Origin of the sequence: Asticcacaulis sp. AC460 (assembly GCF_000495795.1) — a bacterium.
Lineage (GTDB): Bacteria > Pseudomonadota > Alphaproteobacteria > Caulobacterales > Caulobacteraceae > Asticcacaulis.
The window spans coordinates 175,149-189,350 of record NZ_AWGD01000011.1 but is presented as its reverse complement, the minus strand read 5'-3'; the positions used below and the strand labels follow the sequence as shown (position 1 = coordinate 189,350).

Below are 14,202 nucleotides of genomic sequence, written 5' to 3'. Positions count from 1 at the left end.
CAAGATACGTGCCAGGATCATGCGCCGTCATAGCTGCGCTGAATCAGCGACAGCGCTTTTTCGAGGTCTTCGGGCCGTGACAAGGTGACTTCGAGGTCACCGGTGCCATAGTGACCGATCTTCGAAACATCGCGGCTGAACCCGGGTTCGAGTTGCACGGTGACGGGATCGATTTTCAGGAATATGAGAATCCTTCCCTCACGCGGCCGCACCTCGACACAGGCAAAATTCTTGATGCGCTTGAAGGCAATGTAGAAGCGAAGCATCGTTTCCTGAACGTCGTCCCCCAAGGCGCAGAGCGTGGCTCTTACCGCTTCCAGGCGGTCGATCATGCCGGCATCCAGCTCTTCGATGACCGCAGATATGGTCTTGTACCGTGTGCCCGATGGCGACACCTCGACTGTGCCGGGGAGGGCGACCGGCTTCTTGACGGAAGTCGAGGTCACTTGATCCAGAAGCAACAGGTCCTCACCAAATCGGCGATACTTGATGAGCCGGATATTGCGCTGAATCTGGCGCACCGCGTGGTCGTCATAGCGGTTGAAGTCACCTGCCACGCAGATCAGGCATGGCGCCGACCAGTCGACGCTGTCCGCCACGGCCTTGCCCAGCTTTTCCATGACCAGCCACTGGAAATCCTTGCGGTGATCCATAAGCCAGTCGAGATAGAACAGACCCTGGTTGATGACATTTTCGTTCATCGCGCGCTTGTATTCGATGATCACCGGGCAGCCATTTTCATCCAGCCCAAGGGTGTCCATCCGCCCACCATTCGTGGTGACGAATTCCGTCGCCAGGAAGCGAACGCCGAGCAAGGCTTCGAGATGGCGCTCGAAAAGCACCTGAACCGATTTTTCGATCGTGTCGGTCGTGCCGCTCAGTTCCTGAACGCCGCTGTTGGCCAGCTTGAAGAGTTTGATGTCGCTCAATCCAACCTCGTCATTTGAGAACAATCTTCTGCTGGCTCACGTCATAGCGGTACAGGTGCAACTGACCGTCCCGGATCAATGCTGCCGCCTGGCTGACATGGTCAGGCAACACATAGAACCATTCCTGCGGCCGTATCTTTTTGCCGAAGCGGTCGGTGATAAACAGCTGCGCCGGACGGGCGGCCATGAAAAACCGGTGCAGCAGCGCTTCGACCTTGGCGCGCGACAGGTTCTTCAGTTCAAACGTCGCAACGACCTCAACCGGCGCCAGAAGGAAGGTCGGATCGTTACGGGCATCCGCCACGCGACGGCTGACGTCCTGGGAGGTCACGCCGATCTTGTGCAGGATGGCGCGGTCGGCGGCCAGTGCCGGGTCCGTTGAAAGCGTTCGCGCAACATAGATGGTCCCCGTCAGGTCCAGCCGGTCGGCGTCGAATTCCGGGTCGAGCGGCCCCATACCCGGCCTTTGCACCACGCGCGCGGTCTTGTCGTCGTTCAAAGACTTGCGGAACGATGACATCAGCGGGTCGCTCTCGGTGCCATTGGAAAAGATCACCCGCAGCCGATGGTCGCGGGCACCGCCACGCATGGTCATCTCGCCCTTTTCGGCGATATAGGCCAACAGGCCGTTGCGGATAAAGAAATCACCTTCCAAAGGCTCGATGATCGCACGCTTCTCGATGCGGGTCGCCACGCGATCGCCGGCATCCAGCGCGGCCTGCATATCGTCGAACAAAGCCTGGAAGTTCGCAAAATCACGGCACGGCGTGAACTCGGCGCGATGGTCGGGGACCAGACGCTCCGCCGACGGCGTGACGTGGCGCAGCGAAAAAACATCATCGTCTATGCCAAATTCGTCATCGCCCAGAATGTCGTCCAGGCTATCGGGAATCTCGTCCCCGTCCGGATCGTCCCGCCACGACGGTTCGCGCTTTTGCACCGACCGGGTCAGCAGGCCGAGATGATCTTCGTTGCGCATGGCTTCGGACGCCGTCGCCGACATACGAGACCAGATGGTCCCCAGGCGCATTTCTTCGTGGTCGTCGGCGTCCGCATCGGGCAGGCGGCCCGTGCGCTGAAAAAAGCCCGTCACATCGCGCATAATGGCCGCACCGCCATCCGCCGACGGACGCGACGAAGCCGCACGCAAGGTTACATTCAGCAAGCCGAATTCATCCGGTTCGGCGAAGATGTCTTCCAGGGTCGGGCGCGGCACGGTCAGCCCGCCCCGTCGCGCATCATCTGCGCCTTGCGGTTCTTGAGCCAGGCCAGGGCCTCAGCCATGCGCTTTTCCATCGGGTCGGAGGCGTGGACATTGGGCTCGCGGCCTTCCTGCGCCCGGAAACGCTTGATGCGGACCCACAGGGTGCGCGCCTCCTCCTCCGTCATCTGGACTCGCATGGCGACCATGGCGGTCTGGACGTGGGCCAGCAGCGAGGAATCCAGCGACTTCGACGCAACTTCGAAGCGTTCGCGGAACGCATTGACGCTGTCGATCAGGTCGATATCCAGTTCGCGGACATTGATGAACCTCCGCACCAGGTCGAACAGGGTATTGGGCGCACCCGCCGGTTCGTCATCGCCATCGGACGGTGGCGGGCCTTCGAAAACGCCACTGGCGCTTTCTGAAAATCCGGTGGCGGCTTCGCGGCGCGCCAGGGTCAGGATGTTCATCCGCGCCGCCAGGTCCTGGCGGATGGCTTCGGTTTCATCGGCGCTCAGATTGTCATAGCGCCGTTCGATGATGTCGGTCAGCATCATCTGGGTCGCCACTTCCGGCGCGGTGTCGGGCGCCAGGACGCGGGCATCCATGGCCTGACAGGCGCTGGCGACCAGGTCGTTCATGTCCTTTTCGCAGATGTCGCGGGCACGCTCGGTCGGCGGCTCCATCAGGCCGCGAATGCCTATGGTGACCTGGCCCTGGCCGTCGACGCTGATCGGTTCGCGGATATCGCCATCCTCACGACGGTAGAAGCGGAAGTTGGGGGCCAGCACCTGTTCCATCAGCAGCGAGCCGGAAATGGCCTTCAGCATGTCATTGACGGCATCGGTGACCGCGCCGGTTTCGACGCCGGGTTCGGCGACCAGGTTGGTGAACAGGGCGCGCGGCTTACCCGGCGCGTCGCGGGTGGCGCGGCCGATGATCTGGATGATTTCGGTCAATGAGGCGCGATAGCCGATGGTCAGGGCGTGTTCGCACCACACCCAATCGAAGCCCTCCTTGGCCATGCCCAGGGCGATGATGATATCGACCTTGGCGCGGTCGCCGGCATCGTCGCGACGGCCATCGGGTCCACGGATTTCGCGCGACAAGGCCGCCTTGACGATATCGCGGCCGGGGCCGTCATCGACCAGGTCGGCAATGCGCAACACCCGGCCATCGGCGGTTTCGACCTGGTCGAAGCCGGTGTCCGGGTCGCGTCCCTTGTGCTCGCCGATCAGGTCGATGATCCGGCCGACCTCGTCATACTTGTCGCCGAAGGCTTCGGCCGAGCCACGATGGGGGATGTGAATGATGGTCTTCAGCCGGGTGTCCAGCACTTCGGGCAGGCCGTTGATATACTGGCCGCGATAGAAGCTGTAATTGACCCCCAAGGATTTGAGGAATTCGTAGCCGTCGAGCTGTTCGTAATAGGAATAGGTGACGATGGTGAAGCGTTCCTCGTCCTCCGGCCGCAGCACCGGGACGGCGTCACCGCGAAAATACGACCCGGTCATGGCCATGACGTGCGACTTTTCGCGGCGGACGATGCGGCGCAGAATCTCGCCCAGCCGGTTGTTGTCAGCGGCGGAGACATGGTGGAATTCGTCGATGGCCAGGAAGATGTCGTCGAAGGCTTCGATCCCGCGCGCCTGTTCGACGGCGTCGAAGCCGAAGCGGAAGGTGGCGTGGGTACAGACCAGGACACGGGCGTCCGAGGTGAGGAACTCGGTGAAAGCCCTGACCTTCTGGGAGGTCGGGGCGTCTTCCACGCCCGACAGGCACAGGTTCCAGCGGTCTTCGACCACCCAATCGTGGTCGAAGCCGTCTTTGGAGAGGGGCGTCGAGCGAAATGAGGCGCCGATCGAGGTTTCCGGCACGCAGACAATCGTTTTGCCCAGGCCCTGGTGGTGCATCTTGTCGAGCGCGATGAACATCAGGGCGCGGCTCTTGCCGGCGGCGGGCGGCGCTTTCAACAACAGGCACTGGGCACCGCGCGCGGCATAGGCCCGCGCCTGCATAGGCCGCTGGCCCAGGGCGTTGGTCGTCTTGGACGCACCCGACTGCCCATAGGCGACCTTGACCATCTCGACCATCTACTTGCCCCCCTTGGTGGCCACCTTGGCGGCATAGAGCTTGAACAGCTTTTCCAGCCGTTCGGTGTCGTTGCGGAACGGCCGGCCAATATACATGGTTTCCAGCAGATCGTCGTTGTCGCGGTGCGCCTGACGCAGGTCGTCGGGCATATCGTCGGGATCGTACAGATCGGCGATGGTCTTGGGATAGTGCTGATAGCGGGTTTTCAGGATGCGCCGCGCCGAGGCCGTAAGCTGATCCAACTGGTCAGGGGTGAACTTGGGAACGGGAAAGGTATTCCAACCAAGTGTGTTGGAATAACGGAAGTCCGATTTCAGCTTTCCGCAAACGGTCGCGATCCACACCAGATGGAGGCGGGATGCAATCAGGGCGATGCACCAGTCGGGCGCATCGTATAGTACCTGGTTCAGATTAGACGAAATGACATCGCTAGCTACCCTGTCTACTGGCAGGTATGGACGACGTTCGGACGTGACACTTGGAATAAGTATCGCGCTTTTATATTTCTTGGGACTACGACGTTCTACAAATCGAAACCCACGATCCGCAAATTCACTTGTTGATTTGTTCGGGCTCATGCGCCTGTTGGCAGAAACTCTTTCAATGCGATCTCTTACAGGAGGAATATCTGAAGCCAGTTGAAGTGCATCGAATGTGCCATCGTCACTGCGTTCATCAATCCAAAGACAATAACGCTCGAGACCGTTAACCACCTCTTCAGAACCCCAAAACTTTTTTACGATCTTTGATACTTCCGGATAGTTCATTACGAGAGAAGCGCGCTCTTCGGCATTGAGAATTAAATGCCCACCATCGCGAGGCATTTCTCCAAAGGTCATTTCCGGCAGCCCGTTTATAGGCTTGCTGGTTGCCGAGATTGAAATTGTGGGGCCGTCGATAAGGTAGGTATTTATGTTCCCAACCTCGGCTTCAATGCCCTGTTCAAAGATGCGCTTCCGCTCAGAACATTTGTTGCGCAAGCCGACGATGACGCAAATGACCGCTGCGTTCGACGCGGCATTATTGCTCCACTTGAACGACCGGTGAGCAAACCCGATTTCAATTCCTCCGTGAAGAATTTCCGGCCAGAATGACGAAGCCGAAGCGCCTTGGCAAATGGAGTTAGTCGCCACAAAAGCGACCCGAGCAGAGCAGTTGCGGACATATAGAGATGCCTTAAAATACCATGCTGCTACCAAGTCAAATGCCCGGTAGGCTTTAGTATGTCCGCCGAAAACATAATCCATATCAGCTTTTTGTTCGTTGTCTTGCTGAGCTTTGCCGAGAAAAGGCGGATTACCAGCTATATAGACCTCTTCGTCGTCCACTGGCGGAGCACAGGCCACCTCCCAGTCCACACGCAAAGAATTGTCCGTCAGGATATGCCCACCGTCCCGCAGCGGCAGCAGGGCCGGCATCCGGCCAAAGACATCGGCAAAGCGCGCATTGGCCTGATATTCCGCGATAAACAGCGCCAGCTTGGCGGTTTCAGCGGCGAAGTCGGTGATTTCGATGCCATGGAACTGGCCCAGGCTGACCGACGACCACATGACGTTCTGCGGGTTGGCCTCCAGTTCACCCAGCCGCTTCAACAAGCGGATTTCGCGTTCGCGCAGTTCACGATAGGCGACGACTAGGAAGTTGCCCGAACCGCAGGCCGGATCGAACACCCGGATCTTCGACAGCCGGGTCAGTTGCGCGCGCAGGGCCGACACCTTGTCCCAGGCCTTGTCGATGGCGGCGTCGAGATCGTCCAAGAACAGTGGCCCCAGCACCTTCATGATATTGGGCACGGAGGTATAGTGCATGCCCAGTTCCGACCGGGCGTCGGGGTCGGCGATCGACTGGATCATCGAGCCGAAAATGTCGGGATTGATCAGTTTCCAGTCGAGGTCGCAGCAATCGCGCAGATAGCGGAAGGCGACCGGATCGAAATCCGGCGCATCGATCGTGCCGGTAAACAGCCCGCCATTGACGTATTCGAAGTTCGCCGTCCAGGCCGGCAGGTCGCTGCGTTCGCCCTTGGGCCGGTTCATCGCGGCAAAGGCCGAGACGATGGTGTCGTGGGCGTGCTCACCCTTGTTGCCGCCATAGGAAAAGACGGCGTGGGAGAACTGATGCTGGGTGAAGATGCCGACGTCTTCTGAGAACAGGCAGAAGATCAGCCGCGTCATGAACAGGTTCATGTCGTGGCGGCGTTCGGCCTGCTTCCAGTCGGGATTGGCGCGCATCAGGGCGTCGTAGAGCTTGGCCAGCTTGCCCGAGGCCTTGACATCGACCGGGTTTTCCTCGGCGGCCTGATAGCGGTCCTTGCCCGCCGCCGGCAGGAAGAAGGCGAAATGCATACCCAGTTCGTTGAAGGGACAATGCAGGGTGTCGCCGGATTTGGGGTGTTCGGCGGCGATCATCTGGCCATCTGTGGCGATCAGGATGGCCGGTTTGGCCGAGGCGGTCTTCTTGCTGGCGCGAAGGGCATCGAGGGTTTGCGCCGTGTCGCCGGCCAGGGCTGGGGCGTAGTGGAATTTGCGGTTGAGCAGGACGCCACCCGACAGGTCGGATTTGTTGGTGGCGCCGGATTTAAGCTTGGCGATGGTCGCGCGGGCATTGTCGGTGGCGTCGGCGAAGGCATAGCCGAATTCAGCGGCGTCGAACGGCGCTTTGGCGATGACGTCCAGCGCATCGGCAATTTCGGTGGGATTCATGATTCGCCCGTAAGCCCCTGAGTTTCCCCGGACATTTGCACGTCATGCGGATACCGGCAAGGGCGGCAACTCAAAAGGGTCTGGTGTTTCCCTGGCCTCACTAGCATTGAATGGATGAAGCCGCACGCATCATGACAAGCCGAATTTCCTTCTATCGGCCCTAGCAGGCTAGAGTTTTTTTGGCCCTGTAAACTTTTTCGGCGTGCAAATCGCCATAACTACACCAAGCCCCTGATCGTTTACGGAGTGGTCCGTTTCGCAGCCAGCCATGTTTATAACCAGCCCGGAAATATCCCTAAAGTAAAAATTAGTTAGACTTGCGCGTGCGCAAAATCCCTTTCGATCAAGTCCGTTGCATATAACCGCAATACGAGTTTTCTCAATATCTACCCAGCTTTGAATGTTGTCAGTATTCCAACGCTTCAGGCTTTCCGATTCAAAGGAAACGCGCAAATCGCAACAATTTTTACCATCGGGCGTGACGAGTGAAGATGGCTTTTCGACGACTATTATTTCACCGTGCCTGTCTACGTTCCAGAATAAAAGAGGCTCAATATATCCAGCCTCATCCATGCCTTCTAGACTTTTTCTTATATTTACACTACTCTCCGACTCTCTGTAAAATGCTACAGACAAAAAGGAAGATGTTGATAAGTAATTTTTCAAGTGCTTTTCTGGACTATAAGGGATGTCCTTTTTTGAAATTCCAGGCTTAAGAACAAAGGCACTATCATACTGGATGCGATTGACATGAAATGTTGCGTGAACTGAGGGAGAATTTATCAAGTTTACAGCGCGATTAATTGAGTTGAGGGATTCGCGTTGTGCCGAAACCTGTTCACGCTGAACCTGCAAGGATTTGCCCTGAAGTTCGATTTGTACGCCCTGTGCTTCTACAATTTTTGTTTGTTGCCGCGTCAGCCGCTCCACTTCCACAAGCGTCTGATCTCGTTTTGCTTGATCGACTTGCTCTTTTCGAAACTCAAAAACGTTAGCGGTAACCCCGGCGGCTATTGATAGGGTCACACCCAAGGTGGCGACTAAACCAGAAAAAGTGATGCGCTTAGCTGAGTCATTCCAAAATCTTGTGGCAAAACCTAGTAGCCCGAACAGCCCTGCGCCTATTGGGGAGGCAATTTTGTATATGTCCAGATAAGTTAAGCTACCAAATGCGGAAATGGTCTGTTGCCAAAGCTCACTTAGGCCCACACCTTGCATATTGGTTCCCCTCCGTTGGAGCCAAGAGTAAACAATGCGTTAATAGAGTCAAGCTCGTTAAACCAAAGGGATCACGGCACGGCTGGCTCCATGGGGTTATGGGGTTATGGGGTTAAGGGGGCAAAGACGTTATTCGCGTTGGAACTAGGAGCGGCCACACTTCCCGGCACCGTGATTGTGGGATAATATGCTACAGTGTAGTATTTCGTTCTGAGAGGTAGGGCGCTATGTCTATGGTCAAAAAGAGTATTTCCGTTACGGACCAACAAAACGATTGGATCGCCGGGCAGGTCGCGACGGGCCATTATGGAAACGAAAGTGAAGTCATCCGAGAACTGATACGCGAGCGTCAGGTCCGCGAGAAGGAAACCGCCGCCGATATCGCGGCTATTCGCGCGCATCTCGTTGCAGCGGAACAGCAAGGGGCATCAACCGTTTCCCGGGAGGCTCTCCTGGCGGAAATAAAAGAAGACATGCGACGGAATGGCCGCATATAAACTGAACCATGCTGCCAGAGACGACATAAAGCGCATCTATCTGCGCGGCGTGACAGACTTCGGTGAGGTGCGATCCGACAGCTACTATGCTGCGCTGTTCGACAGGTTCGATACCATCGCTGAGAAGCCGTACATGTATCCGGCCGTCGACCATATCAGAGATGGATACCGCAGAAGCGTTTGCGGCGTGGACTCCATCTATTACCGAATCCTGGACGGCGATGTTGAAATCATGAGGGTCCTTGGCAGGCAAGACCTACTCGAATTGGGTAAGCCGATCAGCTAGCGCGGACGACGTGGCGGCAAAGTCTTTTGACCAGATTGCAGAGGAGAAACTGGGGCAAAATTCCGTGTCGTGAAGTGGCTTTACGCATCACTTTCACGCATTTTGCATTTGTAAATTTTCAGGAGTTGCCGCTTGGCGGCTTAAGCAGATGGTGCCAGGAAAGGACTTGGCTTAAAGGGGGCCAGAGACATTTCTGCTCACGCCGGTGTCATTGTTGGCGGGATTGAGCTTCGCGCTCATGCGTCCTCTGTCTGGCCGCTGGCGTTCAACATGTAAAACTCATGCAGCCTGGCGCGCAACAGGTTCTTGTCAGGCAACTGGGTTTGGTATTGCGCTACCAAGGCCGGGGGCAAACGACAGGATAAGGGCGTATTCTACCACTTCATCGTCGGCGCTGGCGCACAGCAACAGGCCGATGGACGGATTTTCATGGGCCTTGCGAACATCGCGGTCCAGGGCTTCAAGATAGAAGCCAACCTTGCCCAGGTGTTCCGGCTCGAACCGGCCGATTTTCAGCTCGATCGCCACCAGGGCGTTCATGCCGCGATGGAAGTGGTATCAACCGTGCTGCATATGATGATGCATGGGAGCGAGGAGGATCACGCGTCGCGGTCGGTGATTTTGATGGATCGCCGTTCCTGAATTTGTTGTCGTATCTTTCGGATGAGATCACCAGGAATGAATCCGAACGTAAATTGGCCGGGCTTGTTTCTTGAAACAGGGCGAAGATCGCTGCCAGGCCAAGCGAAGCGATTGACTTCCGATGTCACGATCCACGATCTTTGATCGTCCAGACCAAGATGCCTTTTTACTGGCGCGGGCAGTTCAATCGCGGACGTGGCGACTGCCGGGGGCGAATGGGTGATCGGCGCAACTGTGACAACCTGTTCGCCTTCAATCTGCTGAACAGCCAGAATGATGACGCAAGGCCGATCCTTTCGGCCTTCGTCTTGTCCCTTCGTCGCTTCTTCTTGCCACAAATAACTGTAGTTGATGACCAGACCGGGTTTAGGATCGGGCAAGGCCATATGACTATGGGGCTTCGTCGTTCATAAGGTGATTGAGAGCTTCCGCCTCCGGCGGTAGTTCTGCGGACATGATTGCGTCCATGTCTGCGTCGCTTAATTCCGACACGTGCAAGGCTTCTCGGTAATTTTTGCGCAACTTCCGGTATTCGTCTATATCCAGCAAAACGCGAACCGGGCGGCTATGCTTAGTGATGAAAACCGGGTCTTTGGCTGACCGTTCGATATAAAGCCCCGCCCGGTTTTGAAACTCGGTCGATGGTACGGTAAATTCGGTCATAACTGCCCTCCTTGGCTTTGTTATGGCTATATCCCCTATATTAGCTAATTTAGCTGAATTATTCAAGAAATGTTTGAACGCGCCCGCTGGCGAGCATGGTGGTCATTTCGGTGATCTGGTCGCGAGTGACCGACACGCAGTACACGCCCACGGCAATAGAGCGCATCCCAAAAAGTGTGACGCACTTTTTGGATTAAGATGCGCGTAAAAACAAAAACTTAGAGCGCCGATCCGATTCTACCGGATCGAAACGCGCTCTAGCACGGCGGGAAGCGCATAACTAAACGTCAAATCCCGACGTCACAACGGCCTGTGGTAATAGCTTGGGGTATCGCCTAATAGAGTAATAGCGCCATACCCCGAATGATGCCCCAATTTTGGTTCGGACGTTACCGAACGCTATGGGACTTTGGCGGACTACAGCCCGCTCAAACGACTATATTTAAATGGATTTTTCAATTGATTCCGCACTGTGACGGACTAGCAGATGGTGCCCAGGAAAGGACTCGAACCTTCACGACTGTTACATCACTGGCACCTGAAGCCAGCGCGTCTACCAATTCCGCCACCTGGGCACGTCTCTAGGTCTGCGGTCCCCGGCCTAGACCGGAGGCGGCGACCTATAGTCAGAAAGTTTTCAGGCGTCAACAACCACATAAAACTTTTTTCCAAACGCTCCACAGGCCCGCAAAGCCGCACAAATCCCCTTGCCCATTCACGCCCCGTCGCGTTATGTAATTGTCAGACATATAAAAAGCCACAGGCAGGAATCCCATGCGTTCGTTCATCACCGGACTGGTCATCGCCCTCGGTCTCGGCCTCGCCGGGATCACCGCCGCAAAAGCCGACACCTGGCCAACGACTTGGACAGCCGACAACGGCAACGGCACCTTTACCAATCCGCTGTTTTACGATGAGTTTTCCGACCCTGACATGATCCGTGTCGGCGACGACTATTACCTCACCGGCACCACCATGCACTCCATGCCGGGCCTGCCGATTCTGCATTCCAAGGATCTGGTCAACTGGGAATTCCTCACCTACGCCAGCCCCAAGCTGGACCTCGGCCCCGGTTTCCGCCTCGAAGACGGCAAGGGTGTGTACGGCCAGGGCATCTGGGCGCCGACCTTCCGTTATTACGACGGCACCTACTACATCTTCAGCAACGTCAACGGCCAGACGACCCAGCTCTTCACCGCCACCGACCCGAAAGGCCCGTGGACCCACACCCAGATGAAGCGGTCCTTCCACGACCTGTCGGTGCTGTTCGACGGCGGCAAGGCCTACATCATCTGGGGCTATCAGGGTATCCGGATGGCCGAACTGAACGCTGAATTGTCCGACATTGTGCCCGGCACCGAGCGTGAGATCATCCCCCACAGCGCCGGCATGGGCGAAGGCGTCCATTTCTATAAGCTGAACGGCAAGTACGTCATCACCTCGGCCTGGTTCGACGGGCGGATGCGGATGCCGGCGGCGCGGGCCGATAACATCTGGGGGCCGTATGAGGTCAACCAGGCCATCAGCATCGATGAGGACTTCGGCCTGGCCGAAGGCAACAGAGTCGGCGGCCGCCAACCCTTCCTGCGCATCCACCCCGGCAATCCGGCGCCCAATGGCCGCATGTCGCTGCACCAGGGCGGCCTGGTCCAGACGCCGGAAGGCGAATGGTGGGGCTTTTCGATGATGGACTATAATTCGGTCGGCCGGCTGACCTCACTGGCGCCGATCACCTGGAAGGACGGCTGGCCCTATTTCGGCCTGCCTGGCAACCTGACGCGCAATCCGCGTACCTGGGTCAAGCCCAAAACAAAGTACAAGGTCGCGCCGCATATGCCTTACGAACGCAGCGACGACTTCGCCGGCGCGACGTTGAAACCCGTCTGGCAATGGAGCCACGTTCCCGTCGATGCCAAATGGTCTTTGACCGAGCGGCCGGGCCATCTGCGGCTGCACACCCTGCCGGCGGGGGATTTCTGGACGGCGCGCAACACCCTGACCCAGCGCGCCATCGGGCCGCAATCGACCCCGACCGCCGTGCTGGATGCTTCCGGCCTGAAGCCGGGCGATGTCGCTGGGCTGGCCCTGACCAACAAGCCCTATGCCTGGATCGGTGTCGAACGCAGCGATGACGGACTGTTCCTGGTCCAGTTCGACGAATACAGCAATGCCACAGTGCGGGTGAAGATCGACGCAACCAAGGTTTGGCTGCGCGCCGAAGCTGACTTCATGACCGAAATCGCGCGGTTTTCGTACTCGACCGACGGCGAGACCTTCCTGCCGGCCGGCGAGCCCTTCACCATGGCGTTTCAACTGACGACCTTCCAGGGCGTGCGCTACTCGCTGTTCGCCTACAACAGCCGCCGGGCCGAAGGCGGTTATGCCGATTTCGACTCGATCGACGTCTATGAACCGCATCCCAAGGGGCTGATGAAGCCCATCCCTTACGGCCAATCGATCCGGTTGACGTCCTGGACACAGCCGACCGGTTTGAGCGTGACCGACGGCAAGCCCGTGCGTGGCGCGCCGGCCGATGCGGCGGTCGTCGATATGAAGCTGGGACGGGCCGCGCTGAAGGTCGGCGATGCCTGGCTGACCGTGGCCGCCGATGGCGCGGTCAGCCTGAAAGCCGGCAAACCCGGCGCGGCCCAGAGCTTCCAGTGGATCGAGACCCCGACCGGTGAACTGGCCCTGATGTCTTTGGTGACCAACCGCTTCCTGCGCATCGATCCGAAGACGGGCGTGGTCTTGGCCGATAGCCCGGGGCCGCAGTCGGACGGCAAGGACGGAGTGCGTTTCACCTGGGCACCGGCGTTAAAGGTGGCGTCCAAGCCTCTGTACCGCGATCCGGTCTATGACGGCGCCGCCGACGTCTCCATCGTTTGGGACGAAGCCCAGGCGCGCTGGACCATGTTTTACACCAACCGTCGCGCCACCGTTAAGGCGCCCGACCTGAAGGACGTCGCCTGGGTCCATGCCACGCCGATCGGCGTGGCGACCTCGGCGGACGGTTTGACGTGGGACTATGCGGGCACGGCGGTGTTTCCGGCGTCGTGTACCGGCGTGACCCTGTGGGCACCTGAAGTCTTCCGCGGCGAGGACGGTTATCACATGTGGCTGACCATCGTGCCGGGCATCTTCAACCGCTGGGGCCAGCCCGGCGCGACCAGCCGCATCGTCCACCTGACCAGCCCGGACCTGAAGACCTGGTCGTGCGCCGGCGACGTCGAACTCGATATCGGCCGTATCATCGATGCCGCGGTGATCCAGGTCGGGGACACATATCGCCTGTGGTACAAGGACGAGACGGTCGGTTCGCGCATCATGGCGGCCGATAGCGCGGATCTGAAAACCTGGAAGCGGGTCGGGGACATCCCGGTCAGCGAGACGCGCGGCGAGGGGCCCAAGGTGTTCCGATTTGCTGACAAATATTGGATGGTGTTCGACGCCTGGAAGGGGCTGGCGGTGCTGAGTTCCGATGATGCCGAGCATTGGACGCAGCAGGACGGCTTTATCCTGGGTGAGCCGGGTGTGAAGCCCACCGATCGCAAGATGGGTCAGCATCCGGATGTGGTGGTGTCGGGCGGCCGAGCGTTTATCTACTACTTCGTTCACCAGGGGGCTGAGAAGCCCGAGGACCCGCACTGGAACCAGCGCACGGTGATCCAGGTCGCCGAGTTGAAGCTGATCGACGGCAGGCTGGTGGTCGATCGCAACGCCGACGTCGATGCGCGGCTGATCCCGCCGGTGGAGTAGGAAAGAGGACCCCTCCGTCTCGACGCGCGTCGGCCCATAGGGGGCCTCGCTTGCTCGCCACCTCCCCATCTTCGATAGGGAGGAGAAGAAAGATTCTGTGACATCTGCTTCCTTCTCCTCCCCATTTTATGGGGAGGGGGACCGCGGAGCGGTGGAGGGGTACTCTTCCTTCTTCTACAATATTCACTGGATTTTCAGCCGGCCATGTCAG

General features: G+C 58.2%; 11 protein-coding genes and 1 tRNA gene. 3 read left to right on the top strand and 9 right to left on the bottom strand.

The annotated features are described in order from the left end of the window. Positions 1-17: 17 nt before the first annotated feature. The 5 genes from ABAC460_RS32095 to ABAC460_RS49585 form a co-directional block, all read right to left on the bottom strand. Positions 18-929: a DUF5655 domain-containing protein gene (locus ABAC460_RS32095; RefSeq protein ID WP_023452744.1), complete on the bottom strand. Its 912-nt coding sequence runs from the start codon at positions 927-929 to the stop codon at positions 18-20. A 10-nt stretch (positions 930-939) separates the two neighbouring features. After that, the gene (locus tag ABAC460_RS32090; protein WP_006273883.1) at positions 940-2,145 is read right to left on the bottom strand and encodes a GIY-YIG nuclease family protein; all 1,206 of its coding nucleotides are present in this window, start codon (positions 2,143-2,145) and stop codon (positions 940-942) included. Positions 2,146-2,147: 2 nt separating this feature from the next. After that, positions 2,148-4,226 (bottom strand): DEAD/DEAH box helicase, encoded by a 2,079-nt coding sequence (locus ABAC460_RS32085; protein WP_023452743.1) that lies wholly within the window; start codon positions 4,224-4,226, stop codon positions 2,148-2,150. Beyond that, entirely contained in the window at positions 4,227-6,929 is a 2,703-nt protein-coding gene (locus tag ABAC460_RS32080) for a class I SAM-dependent DNA methyltransferase (RefSeq protein WP_023452742.1), read from the bottom strand. Between the two features lie 168 nt (positions 6,930-7,097). Further along, a complete protein-coding gene (locus ABAC460_RS49585; protein WP_155914603.1) occupies positions 7,098-8,147 on the bottom strand; it encodes a hypothetical protein in 1,050 nt (349 codons plus the stop codon). Positions 8,148-8,374: 227 nt separating this feature from the next. Here ABAC460_RS49585 and ABAC460_RS32070 point away from each other — a divergent pair, with 227 nt between their 5' ends. Then, the gene (locus ABAC460_RS32070; RefSeq protein WP_031236567.1) at positions 8,375-8,644 is read left to right on the top strand and encodes a type II toxin-antitoxin system ParD family antitoxin; all 270 of its coding nucleotides are present in this window, start codon (positions 8,375-8,377) and stop codon (positions 8,642-8,644) included. Next, positions 8,631-8,930 (top strand): type II toxin-antitoxin system RelE/ParE family toxin, encoded by a 300-nt coding sequence (locus tag ABAC460_RS32065; RefSeq protein WP_023452739.1) that lies wholly within the window; start codon positions 8,631-8,633, stop codon positions 8,928-8,930. The genes ABAC460_RS32070 and ABAC460_RS32065 overlap by 14 nt, the downstream gene beginning before the upstream one ends. A gap of 309 nt (positions 8,931-9,239) precedes the next feature. On the opposite strand, the gene ABAC460_RS32060 is transcribed toward ABAC460_RS32065, so the two are convergent. The 4 genes from ABAC460_RS32060 to ABAC460_RS32045 form a co-directional block, all read right to left on the bottom strand. Then, positions 9,240-9,458, bottom strand: coding sequence for a PDDEXK nuclease domain-containing protein (locus ABAC460_RS32060; protein ID WP_200863663.1), 219 nt, complete (start codon positions 9,456-9,458; stop codon positions 9,240-9,242). Between the two features lie 71 nt (positions 9,459-9,529). Beyond that, complete coding sequence (locus tag ABAC460_RS32055) at positions 9,530-9,958, bottom strand: type II toxin-antitoxin system PemK/MazF family toxin (protein ID WP_023452737.1); 429 nt, start codon at positions 9,956-9,958, stop codon at positions 9,530-9,532. Positions 9,959-9,962: 4 nt separating this feature from the next. After that, the gene (locus ABAC460_RS32050) at positions 9,963-10,235 is read right to left on the bottom strand and encodes a type II toxin-antitoxin system prevent-host-death family antitoxin (RefSeq protein ID WP_023452736.1); all 273 of its coding nucleotides are present in this window, start codon (positions 10,233-10,235) and stop codon (positions 9,963-9,965) included. Between the two features lie 488 nt (positions 10,236-10,723). Continuing rightward, positions 10,724-10,810 (bottom strand) — tRNA-Leu (locus ABAC460_RS32045). A gap of 199 nt (positions 10,811-11,009) precedes the next feature. Here ABAC460_RS32045 and ABAC460_RS0124330 point away from each other — a divergent pair. Then, positions 11,010-13,991: a family 43 glycosylhydrolase gene (locus tag ABAC460_RS0124330; protein ID WP_023452734.1), complete on the top strand. Its 2,982-nt coding sequence runs from the start codon at positions 11,010-11,012 to the stop codon at positions 13,989-13,991. Positions 13,992-14,202: the final 211 nt, after the last annotated feature.